An 11,191-nucleotide genomic window follows, 5' to 3' on the forward strand; every position below is an offset into this window, starting at 1 on the left:
CGATGGTTCAGCCGCCGGTGGTGAGTGCCCGGTCGCTCGCCGGATTGACGCTCTCGATATCCGCGTCGTTGTTGAGATTGGCGATGGTCTTGGTGGGAATTCCCGCGAGGCCGGTCTCCAGGCCCTCGGTTTTGAAGGCGTACTGGTCATTGAGTTTCTGGGTCGCCAGCCCGTTGCCGATGCCATTGGCCGCTCTGATGGCGGCGTTCTCCAGGGAGTTCTGGACGTCCGCGCCCTGGCTGATCTGGTAGGCGCTCTGGAATCCGGCGGTGAAGAGGTTCTTGAGGAGGCCGGACGCGGCGCCGTAGGCGTAGTCCCGCCAGTCGCTCAGCGCGGTCGGGCCGCCGGCGAAGCCGTCGTAGCGGTCGGAGGGCGAGTGCTGTTCGTGGAAGGAGCCGGCCTGGTCCAGCTCGGTCACCTTGCCGCCGCCGTCCTTGACCCGCACGGCGCCGCTGTCACCGAGGGTGATGCCGTAGGTGGCCGGGCCGCCGTCGCCGCCGGTCCCGGTGACCGTGCCCTGCGCCCCGGTGCTCGTGAGGTCGAGGGCGGTGGTCCCGCCGGCGCCGGTGTGCTGGAAGGCCGCGCTGCCGTCGGCGTTCTGGGTGATGGTGATCCCGTTCGCGGGGTCGGCGGTGGTGGCGGTGCCGTGGGTGAAGGTGGTGACGGGGCCCTGGGCGCCGGGCGCGGTGACGGTGGGCGGTGCGCCGCCGACGACGGTGGTGCCGTCGCTGAGGGTGGCGTGGGGCGGCTGCCGCGGTCCCTCCTGTCCGGCGGGCAGCGGGGGCGGGGTGACGACGCCGGGGCCGGTGAGGGCGCCGTCTTGGGAGATGGTGACGGTGTCGTTGGGGTCGGTGGAGCCGGGGACGGTGACCGTGTGGCCGCCCTTGCCGTCGGAGACCACGTCGGAGCTGCCGTTGTGCACGGTGGAGCCGCCGCCCTTGAGGGGGACCTCGACGCTGGCGCCGTTGCCGTCACTGGCGCCGGCGGTGAAGACGGGCGGTCCCGGGGTGGTGGGGTTCACCGGGTGGGCGGGTCCGTCGAGCACCCCGGACTTCTGGCCCGCGGTGCCCGCGTTCTCCGGGGAGCCGTCGGTGGACTTGGTGAGCGTCACCGAGCCGGTGTCCACGGTGGTCGTACCGCCGAAGAAGCCGTGGTGGGCGATCGATCCGGCGCCGCCGAAGGCCGGGACGGCGATCCCGCTGCCGCCGTCGCCGGTGATCTGGCTGATCGCGGTCTGGCCCGGTCCGTCGCCGATCGGCCTGCCCGCGGTGTCGATGGGCGCGCCCGTGCCGTCGACATGGGTGCCGGACGGTCCCAGGGAGGTGATGCCGCCGGGGGTGAAGGTGCCGGTGGCGGGCCCGTGGACGACGGTGACCTCGCCGGGCGGGGCGTCCGGGGCGGTGTTGTGGGTGACCGTGGTGCCGGGGTCGGCCACCGGGTGCGAGCCCTGGGTGGTGATGACCGGTCCGTCCGGCCCGTTGGAGAGGGTGTTGCCGCCGCCGGTCATCGCCGGTGAGAGGAGGACGGGCCAGCCCTGGGCGGGCGGGGTGACCACCTGGGCCCCGGTGCTGGACGCCTCGATCGCCGCCCCGCTGGGCGAGTTCTGGACGGTGGTCTGTCCTGCCGGGTCGATGGTGTGCCCGACGCCGCTCGCGTCGTGGACCGTCTCCACGGTGGTGCCGGTGTCGCCCTGGGTGAACGTCGTGGTGAAGCCGGCCTGGGTGAAGGTGGTGGTGCCGCCGTCCTGGGTGACGGTGCCGGCGGGTCCGGTGACCGTGACCGGGCCCGGGACGGTCCGGGTGCCGCCGTCGAGCAGGGGCACGGTGACGGGCGGGGCGGCGGTCGCCTCGCCGCCGGGGCCCTGGGCGCCGATGGTGCCGTCGGGCGCGGAGGTGAGGGTGCCGGCGGTGCCGCCGACGCCGGGCGGGCCGGAGACGGACACCCCGCCGCCGGGGTCCACGGTGACGGTGAGGCCCTGGGCCGTGATGCCGTCCTGGGTGAGCTGCGCCTGGCCGCCGCCCGGCCCGTTGTCGGTGATGTCGGCGGACGGGGCGTCGCCGCTGGTGCCGGGGGTGATGGTGAGGTCCCCGTCGGTGAGGGTCTTGGCGCTGTCGACCGCGAAGCCGCCGTCGTTGTCCCGCGCGGTGGTGCCCGCCGGGGAGTGGGTGACGGTGGTGTGGCCGCCCGCCGGGGCCGTGGTGGTGATGCCGCCGTCGCCGTCCGCCGCCGCGACCGCCGCGGGGGTGCCGCCGACGGAGGTCTGGGCGCCGTTGCCGGTGAAGACGGACGCGGTGCCGTCCGAGGTGACGGCCTGGGTGGGGCTCCCCTGGCCGCCGGGGGTGACGGTGACGGCGGGCCCGGTTCCACTGGTGACGGTCGTCGGCACGGCGGGTCCGGTGGTGACCGTGGTCCCGCCCTGGGTGAGGGTGGTGGTGCCCGCCGGGTTGGTGGTGACGGTGGCCCCGCTGTGGGTGAGGGTGGTGGTGATGCCGCCGCCGGAGCCGGTGGTCACCTGGTGGGCGGCGGTGCCGACGGTGGTGGTGCCGCCGGTCACCGTCACGGTGGTGCCGCCGGTGCCCTGGGCCGTGATGACGGGTGTCCCGGTGCCGTCCACGCCCACGGAGACATCGCCCAGGGTCACGGGCGCCGAGGGAAGCGGCTGGGCGGAGTGCGGTACGGGGGCGCCGTCCGGTCCCTTGGTGGTGATCACTCCCCCGGAGCCGACGGTGAACTCCTGACCGCCGGCCGTGACCTTGGCCGAGCCGCCGGGGCCCGGGCTCACCGTGGTCGTACCGGAGGTGAGGGTGCCGTCCGGGGTTCCCACGACGCCGCCCGCGGTGAAGGCGCCGTCCACTCCGACGGTGACCGGGGTGCCCGCCGCCGTGCCGGGCAGGGTGACGCCGTTCGGGGTGAACGTGACGGCGCCTCCCGGGTCGGTGACCGTGCCGATGCCCCCGGGACCGGCGGTGAGGGGGCCGGCCGTGACGGTGCCGTCGTGCGCGACACCGACCGGAGGGCCGCCGCCGGGCGTGATGTCCAGCGCCGCGTTCGCGCCGTCGAACCGCACGGTCGTCGGTTGCGCGGTGCCGGTGCTCACCGTGAATCCGCCATCGTCCAGGGTGGTCACGGGCCCGTCCGGGATGGTGATCCTGGCACCGCCGTCCGGGGCCAGCTCGGTGGTGACCGCGCCGTCCTTGACGGTCACCGGGGAGATGGCGTCGCCCGCCGGGGGCAGGGTGACCACCTGGCCGCCGGCGCCCTCGCCGGTGTTGCCGACCGTGACCGCTCCCCCGGCGCCGAGGGCGACCGCGTCGCCGTTGAGGGTGACCCCGGCCGGGAAGGTGCCGGTGGTGGCGCTGAGGGTGTTCCCGTTGCCGAGGTCGGCGTTCAGGTCCCCGTTGCCGGGGTTGTGGACGAGGACGGGCAGGTCGGTGGCGGCCGGATCGGCGGTGCCGAAGAAGGAGGTGGCACCGGCCTGGTGGGTGGCGGAGATTCCGTCGCCCTGGACGGTGGTGAAGGTGTCGCCGGTGACGACGGAGGGGCCGCCGGGGATGGTGATGGCGTTGTCGGTGAGGGTGAACCCCGGGGGGTTGGGTACGGGGTCGGGGGCGCCGGCACCCGCGCCGCCGTTGGCGCCGCCGTTGGCGCCGCCGTTCGGGAGCGGGACCGGAAGCGGGTCCGGAAGGATGAGGTCGGGATCGTCCGCGAGGTCCTGGACCTGTACGGGGTCCTGGGCCTGCGCCGGGTCCTGGACCTGCGCCGGGTTCGGGTCGCCGGCGCCCGGGGCGTCCCCGTCGTTCGCGGGTACGGGGTCCGGCGGGGGCGGCGGGGGCGCGGAGATCGTGGTGCCGTCGGGCCCCCGGCTGATCTCGCCGAACGGACCCGACGTGGTGAACCCGCCGGGCGTCAGCCCGGTGGTCAGCGGGGGCAGTTTCCCGCCCAGCGGGGTCTCGACGGTCGTGGTGGTGCCATCGGAGACGATCTTGTCTCCGGACGGGCTCGCGATGGTGTTCTGCCCGCCCGTGGTCACCGAGGTGAAACCGTCCGGGGTGGTGGTCTTGGCGGAGATCACCGGTGGCGGGACCACCACGGGCGGGGCGGCGCCGCCGTCGGCCCCGTCGGCCTCGGGCTGCTTGGGGGGCTTCTGCGCGCCCGGGTCGATGGTGGTCTCCGTCTTGGTGCCGTCCGGAGTGGTGATCTTCGTCTTGGCCTCACCCGTGGCGGAACTGGAGCCGGTGGAGCTCTTGATGCCGTGGAAGCCGCTCTTCTGCGGCATCTCCCGGCCGTTGACGAACAGCACATTGCCGAAGCTGAACGTGCCGTTGACGATGCCGAGGCTCTCCTTGGAGAACGCCTTGCCGATATTGCTCTTGAACTTGTTCTCGACCACGAAGGCGTTCTTGATGCCGGCGGCGAATTTGGTGCCGCCGAAGGCACCCAGAGCGCCCCCGGTGGCGGCGCCGATCGCCGCGCCGATCGCGGCGGCCCGGGGGTCGAACGGCTTGCGCTCGACGGCGGCCGTGATGACGGACGCCGTGAATCCCAGGGTGAATTCGGTACCCGCCTCGACCAGGACCTTGCCGCCCAGCGCCAGGCCCGGGGAGATCTTGACCCCGGCGATGCCCTTGGTGAGCGGGGTGAAGATCTTCCGGAAGGCGGTCGTCCCGTCGAGCACCTTGGTGAGGGCGCCGGAGATGGTCCCCGTGCCCTTGCCGAACGTGGCCAGCACGGGCGCCACTTTCGCCAGCTTGGCCGCCGATGCGCCGATCTTGCCCAGACCGCCGAGCAGCACCCCTCCGGGGACCAGCGTCAGCGCGCCGATGAGCAGTTCGCCGACGTCGAACTTCCCCTGGGACGCCATCCGGATGACGGAGACCGCGAAGAGGGCCGCGCCCAGCAGCAGTCCGACGACGGGCAGGAAGACGGCGATGATCCCGACGATGATGCCCGCGACCAGCTCGATCAGGGGGTTGTCGGCGAAGAAGTCACCGATCTGCTGGAAGACGCCGCGTGCCTCGATGGCCTGGTCGGCGGCCTCGTCCAGAACGACCGACGCCGTGCGGGAGCCGTCCTCGCGGAGCCGTTCCGCGTCCCGCCCCAGGGCCTCGGCGGCGGAGAGCCGGGACTTGGCCTCGTCGACCTGCCGCTGCTCGTCGGCCCGCCCGGCGGTCTGCTCGGGGGTGGCGTCGGGGGCGAGTCGCGGCAGCTCGGTCCGCGCGGTCGCCTCGGCCTCCCGGCCCTGGTCGATCGCCCGGTCGAGCATGTCCTGCGCGGTGGTGAGGGTGTCGGCGTAGCCGTTGTAGGCGTCCGCCGCCCGCTGGAAGGAGTTACGGGTGCGTTCCAGCATCCCCGGGACCTCCTTGATCCGGTCCCGGAGGGCGTCCATCGCCCTGCCCTTGCCCGCGCGGATACGGCTGTCGTCCCGGAGCAGGTCGAAGGCCTCACCGGCCCGGTCGCCCAGTTCGCGGTAGGTCGTGGAGAGGACCCGTATCGCCTCCGGGTCACCGGGGGTGGGGTCGGCGGCGAACCCCAGCACCTCCCAGCCCGTGGGGTGTCGTCGCGCCATTTCCCGCCTCCCGGCCGATCGGTCAGCCCGGCCGTCGGCCGAGTCGTCGCAGCAGGCACGTCACCGGAGCCGGATCGGTTCACGCCGGGCGGGGGTTCACGGCCATTTCCGGGTCGCTTTGAACCGGTCGGGCGGGGCCGGACGTGTGGTGCCCTGACACGCCGGTGCCGCGCGTGCGGCCCGGGAGGAGGAGGACGAGAAGCATGCGAGACGACCCCACGAGGAGGGTTCCGGCCCGGGCCGCGCGGCGCGGGCGGACGGCCCGGTGCGCCGCGTCGGCCGGGCTGGTGCTGCTGGCCGTGCTGGCGCCGGCGGGGCCGGCGCACGCCCGGTCCGCCGACGGGTTCGCCGGTGGGCCGGGGGGCGTGGCACGCACCGCCGATCCGGTGAAGTTCTACGTGGTGAAGGGCCCCGGGGAGAACGGCGGCAAGGAGGACGCGCTCTTCGACATCGCGTCGCGGACCCTCGGCGACGGCAACCGGTTCCAGGAGATCCTGGTGCTCAACACCGGGCGGGCGCTGCCCAGCGGGGATCTGTTCGTCAGCGCCGAGCAGATCGGGGCGGCGGCCGGGTTCGCGCTGCTGCTGCCGAACGACGCCCAGGGGGCGGAGGTGCGGTCCGGGACGCTGCCCGGACAGGCCGGGGGCCCCGCGAGTCCTCCTGCCGCGACGGCGACGGCGGCGCCCGCGGTCGCGCCCGTGCCGGCGGCGAGGTCGTCGAACCCGTTCGCGACCGTCGGCGACCGGGTGCCGCTGCCGGCGCTCTTCGGGGGGATCGCGGGGGTGGCCGTCCTGACCGTGGCGATCATCGCCCGCCGCCCGCTGGCGCGGGGGCTGCGGGCGGCGTGGGCCGGGGTGGCCCGCGCGGGGCGGGTGCTGCGGCCCCGGCTCCCGCGCGGGATCGCCCTGGCGCTGCTGCGGCGGCGGCGCGGGGCGCTCGCCCAGCGGCTGGCGGCCGACACCAGAACCCCGGTGATGGTCCGTCAGGCCGTGCGGGAGCTGGCCGGGACGCGTGTCTACACCGTGCAGGCCGAGTCGGCCAAGCTTCTGGCGTCCGTCTCCGGCGGGGCGGACGGGGTGCCCGAGGGGTGGACGGCGGTGGGCCCGGCGCGCTGGGAGCGCCGTGGCCTCCCGGCGGAGATCGAGGCCGGCGGCGCGGGGGACACGGCGCTGACCCTGCCCCATCTGGCCCGCGTCGGGATCGGCGAGCGCGGGGCGCAGGTCATGGTGGACCTGGGCCGGATCAGCGGGGCGCTGAGCGTACGGGGAGACCTGCGGGTCGCCCAGGACACGGTGGCGGCCCTGGTGCACGGGCTGCTGGAGCTGCCGCGCCAGTCGACGGTGGTGGTGGCGATCGACCCGGGGGCGGAGGTGCTGCCCGGGCTGCACGGGGTGGTGCGGGTCCCGTCGGTGACGGAGGTACGGGGCCGGGCCCCGGCCGAGGTCTTCGAGGCGGCCGGGGAACTGGGCCTCGGCCTGATCCGCGGCGCGGGCCGGACCGCGCCCGTGACGGGCTTCCTGGTGGCCCTCCACCGCCCCACGGGCGAGGAGGCCCGCGCCCTGTCGAAGCTCGCGACTCCGGAGGGAGGGGGGTGGACGGTGCTCACGGTGGGGGATGTGCCGGGCGCGCACTGGCGCTGGTACGCCCAGCCGGAGGGGGTGGTGGACCTGGGGGTCCTCGACCTCCGCGTCACGGTCCCGACCCAGGTCCCGGCCTAGGTCGTCTCTTTCGGATCGTGCGGGCTCGCGAGCCCTGGCACCGCGCCCCGCCGCGTTGTCGCCGGTCGCCGGCGCTCCGCGTGGGCTCCCTCCTCCGCCTCGCGATCCACGGCACCGGACCCCGCTCACCGATCCGGCCCGATCCGAAAGAAACTCCCCAGGGCCTCTCGTGTGGGTCTCGCTGGGACTCGCGTGCCCCGGCACCGCGCCTCGCGGCGTTGCCGTCCATCGCCCAGGGCCCCAGCACACCCGGCCCCGCCGGCGATGGGGGCACACCGCGCGGCCCTCCGACAACCCGAGGCACGAAATCCAGCCCCTCCGGCGTTTGAGGAGCGGGGGTTCGGGGGCCGGCCCCCGGCCGCGGCCCGCGCCGGGCGGAGGGGGCGGAAGCGCGGTCCCGCGACCGTGCGCCCGACCTGACCGGCCGAACGGGTGATTCGCCGGCCCCGCGCGCGGGCCCCGCCCGCCGCCGGGGGAGGTGGACAGGGGGCCCGGCCCCGCTCCCACTCCCCACCGGCCAAGGTGACCCCATGACCAGGATCGCGATCATCATCGGCAGCATCCGCCCCGGCCGCAAGGGCGAGGCCGTCGCCCGCTGGGTCCTCGACCAGGCCCGGACCCGGACCGACGCCGAGTACGTCCTCGTCGACCTCAAGGAGATCGCCCTCCCCTTCCTCGACGAGATCGCCCCGCCCTCCCTCGGCCAGTACGCCAACGCCCACACCAAGTCCTGGGCCGCGACCGTCGACGGCTTCGACGGCTTCGTCTTCGTCACCCCCGAGTACAACCACTCCACCTCCGCCGCCCTGAAGAACGCGATCGATTTCATCTACCAGGAGTGGAACAACAAGGCCGCCGGCTTCGTCGGCTACGGCAGCGTCGGCGGGGCCCGCGCCATCGAGCATCTGCGCGCGATCATGGCGGAGGTCCAGGTGGCGACGGTGCGGGCGCAGGTGATGCTGTCGCTCTTCACCGACTTCGAGGACTTCAGCACCTTCACCCCCGCCCCGCTCCACACCGACGCGGTGAGCACCATGCTCGACCAGGTGGTGGCCTGGAGCGACGCCCTCAAGCCCCTGCGCGCCCCGGCCCCCTCCCGGTGAGGAGCGTCCGGCCCCGGCACCGCTTCCGGTATCACTCCCGGACGGGCCCGGCCCGCCGGAAGGTGCGCAGGGTGCGGTGGAGGTGCCAGCCGGTCGCGTGGAGGAGCAGGGCGGCGGCGAGGGCGGCGCCCGCGCCCTTGGCCGCGTCGGACAGTACGCCCTCGGCGACCGAGGTCCAGGGGGCGTGCTCCGTCCGGGTGGGGTAGGTGATCTCGGTGATCTCGGTGATCTCGGTGACCTCGCCGTCGGCCTCGCGGACGAGGGGCCGGCCGGTGTCCTCCACGGTCACCCGGCGGTAGGAGTCGATACCGCCGGTGTGGGCCGCCGCGCCGAGCAGCGCGGCCAGTACGAGGACCACCGCCGCGCCCCACCGGACGGCCGGGGCCCGCGAGGTGACGGCCTCGGAGCGCGGCGGGCGCGGCCGGGCGCGGCGGCGCCAGAGGTGGACGCCGAGCGCCACGAGACCGGCCGCCGTGCTCAGGTGCTGGAGCAGCCGGGCGGTGGACAGCCCGCCCGGTCCGGGCTCGCGCAGAACGGCCAGTCGGGCGACCGCGTACCCGTCGACATGGGTGAAGGAGTCCCAGAGCAGATGGGTGGCGATGCCGATGAGCGCCGACACCACCAGCCACGCCGCGTGGCGGAGCCGTTCCGCGAAGCCGCGCGGTGGCGCCGGGGCCGGGACGGCGGGGCGGGGCGGCAGGAGTGCGGTGACCGGCCCGCGCAGCAGCCGGTGCGCGGCGACGAGGAGCAGGGTGACCGGGAGGGTGACGGTCAGGGCGCCGATGAGGGAGTGCGAGGTCGTGGCGTTGAGGAAGGGCTCGTACCAGGAGCCGGCGGTCACCGTGATGCGCAGCGTCTGGAGGAAGTAGGGGGCATCGGGCGCCATCGTTCCCATGACCAGGGCCACGGGTACGAGAGGCCGGCGCAGCAGCGGCAGGACCGCGGCCGTGTGGGACAGGGTGAACGGCACTTCGGGGCGCCCTCTCGCTCGGGTCGAGCCGGTGGGGGCGCGGGCCGGCACCTTCGCCCGGCGACACACCGGCCACATGCAACGCCGAGAAGAGTATTCAGTTGAAGTGACTATGTCCAGAGTCCCCGAACCCCCGGCCCGACGGCTCAGCGCGGCCCGCGCACCCTCCCGGCGACCGCGCTGAGCAGCGCGGCGGCGGGCAGCACCAGGAGCAGGGCCGCGAAGGGGCTCGGGGAGTACCAGTTGAGGAGACAGGCGTCGGCGAGGAGGGGTGGGGAGGCCAGCGCCATGGCGCCCGACTCCCGCAGCCCGGACGAGCGTGCCCGCAGGGCGAGGGCGATCCCCGTGGCGGCCAGAACCAGCAGCGGCCAGCCGCCGTAGTCGGTGCTCACCCAGCCGACCGCCCCCGCCTCCACGGCGATCGCGGGGAGCCAGGCGGTGGCCGCCATCGCGCCCGCCACCGCCGACGCGCCCGGCCCGGGGCGCAGGTCCGGTGGGCAGGCGAGCACCACCGCGATGGTGAGAAGCGCGGCCACCGGAACGACGATCCGGTACTGATACTCGTTCGGGTGGGTCGCCACCACCGCCAGGACGGCCGTGCCCGCCAGCCCGCAGACCGCGGCGGCCGACCCGGCCGCCCACCGGCCCGTCAGCGCGACGATCGCGCCGGCACAGACCAGCAGGAGAGAGAGCAGGCCGAGGAGTTCGGGCCCGTCCATGGTCCGCAGCGCCACCCTCCACGGCGTCGGCGACGCGGTGATCCCGGCGTACCAGCGCACGAACCGGATGCCCGCGCTCACCGCTGCGGCGGCCAGGGCGAACGGGGCGGCCGACGCGACGAGACGGCCCAGCGGATCGGCCGATCCCAGGCCGAACCGGACCCGCAGGGCGTGCGCGGCGAGGTCCGCGCCCTCCCGGAGGCGGTCCCGGCGTGACACGCCGGCGGTCATCTCCCGGTAGGTGCCGGCGATCTCCGGTCCGTACGCGGCCCGGTAGCCGGGCGGGTAGAGAAGGAGGAGCCGGTCGATCACGCGGTCACCGGCGCACCGTCGATCCCCAGGCGCCGCCGCGCCTCGCGGACGGCGACCGCCAGCCGGTCCGTCTCGACCGCGAGACGCTCCCGGCCCTCGGGGGCGAGAGCGAAGACGCGCCGCGCCCGGCCGTCCACCACCTCCTCCTGCACAACGGTGATGAGCCCCTCCGCGACGAGCCGGTCCAGCGCTCCGTAGAGCGCCCCGGTGCGGGGGGTGACCCGGCCGTCCGTGATCCCCTTGATCTCCTGCGCGACCGCGTACCCGTGCCGGGGTGCGTCCGCGAGGGCTGTCAGCACCAGCAGTGCGAGTTCCTGCATCGCCCGATCGCTCATCCGGCCAGAATATTCGCTGGGGCGGTCCCACAGGTGCCGCACGGGGACGGCCCTCCCCGGACCGGCCGCCCCACGGCCGCGGGCCCCGCGCTTGATCCCCCCGGCCCGCCTCGGGGGTCACCCCCGGACAGGCCGCCCGCCGGCGACCGGAGGCACACCGCTCTCAGCCCGGCCGGCGACCCGGGGCACACCACCTCCAGCCCTTCGGGCGGGCCGAGGCGCAAGATCCAGCCCCTCCGGCGATTGAGGAGCACCACCCCGGCCCCTCCGGCGATGGAGCCGCCACCCCCAGCCCCTCCGGCGTTTGAGGAGCGGGGGTTCGGGGGCTGGCCCCCGACCGAGGCCCGCGGGATGCGGGGCCCTGTTGCACAGGGTCCGTCCTCAAACGCCGGACGGGCTGAGATTGCTCGGGTTACCTGTGGCACAAGGTCCGTCCTCAAACGCCGGACGGGCTGAGATTGCTCGGGT

Annotated in this window: 6 protein-coding genes; 2 read left to right on the top strand and 4 right to left on the bottom strand. The window is 75.0% G+C overall.

What is annotated here, in order from left to right:
- Window positions 1–7: 7 nt before the first annotated feature.
- Window positions 8–5,566, bottom strand: coding sequence for a hypothetical protein (locus ACWCRA_RS09155; protein ID WP_451067160.1), 5,559 nt, complete (start codon window positions 5,564–5,566; stop codon window positions 8–10).
- 203 nt (window positions 5,567–5,769) lie between these two features.
- On the opposite strand from ACWCRA_RS09155, the gene ACWCRA_RS09160 reads away from it, so the two are divergent.
- Both ACWCRA_RS09160 and ACWCRA_RS09165 read left to right on the top strand, forming a co-directional pair.
- Window positions 5,770–7,284: a hypothetical protein gene (locus tag ACWCRA_RS09160; protein ID WP_451067161.1), complete on the top strand. Its 1,515-nt coding sequence runs from the start codon at window positions 5,770–5,772 to the stop codon at window positions 7,282–7,284.
- Window positions 7,285–7,814: 530 nt separating this feature from the next.
- The gene (locus ACWCRA_RS09165; RefSeq protein WP_351549390.1) at window positions 7,815–8,387 is read left to right on the top strand and encodes an NADPH-dependent FMN reductase; all 573 of its coding nucleotides are present in this window, start codon (window positions 7,815–7,817) and stop codon (window positions 8,385–8,387) included.
- A 31-nt stretch (window positions 8,388–8,418) separates the two neighbouring features.
- On the opposite strand, the gene ACWCRA_RS09170 is transcribed toward ACWCRA_RS09165, so the two are convergent.
- From ACWCRA_RS09170 to ACWCRA_RS09180, 3 genes are all read right to left on the bottom strand, one after another.
- Window positions 8,419–9,357, bottom strand: a complete 939-nt coding sequence (locus ACWCRA_RS09170; protein WP_451067162.1) for a DUF4184 family protein — start codon at window positions 9,355–9,357, stop codon at window positions 8,419–8,421.
- A gap of 146 nt (window positions 9,358–9,503) precedes the next feature.
- The gene (locus ACWCRA_RS09175) at window positions 9,504–10,388 is read right to left on the bottom strand and encodes a hypothetical protein (protein ID WP_451067163.1); all 885 of its coding nucleotides are present in this window, start codon (window positions 10,386–10,388) and stop codon (window positions 9,504–9,506) included.
- Window positions 10,385–10,723, bottom strand: a complete 339-nt coding sequence (locus tag ACWCRA_RS09180) for a PadR family transcriptional regulator (protein ID WP_351549382.1) — start codon at window positions 10,721–10,723, stop codon at window positions 10,385–10,387. The genes ACWCRA_RS09175 and ACWCRA_RS09180 overlap by 4 nt, the downstream gene beginning before the upstream one ends.
- Between the last annotated feature and the right edge of the window lie 468 nt (window positions 10,724–11,191).

The organism is Streptomyces sp. NPDC001889 (genome assembly GCF_053594535.1).

Coding starts and splice junctions, on each gene's coding strand:
- ACWCRA_RS09155 (WP_451067160.1), bottom strand. CDS start 5,566: ATGGCGCGACGACACCCCACGGGCTGGGAGGTGCTGGGGTTCGCCGCC.
- ACWCRA_RS09160 (WP_451067161.1), top strand. CDS start 5,770: ATGCGAGACGACCCCACGAGGAGGGTTCCGGCCCGGGCCGCGCGGCGC.
- ACWCRA_RS09165 (WP_351549390.1), top strand. CDS start 7,815: ATGACCAGGATCGCGATCATCATCGGCAGCATCCGCCCCGGCCGCAAG.
- ACWCRA_RS09180 (WP_351549382.1), bottom strand. CDS start 10,723: ATGAGCGATCGGGCGATGCAGGAACTCGCACTGCTGGTGCTGACAGCC.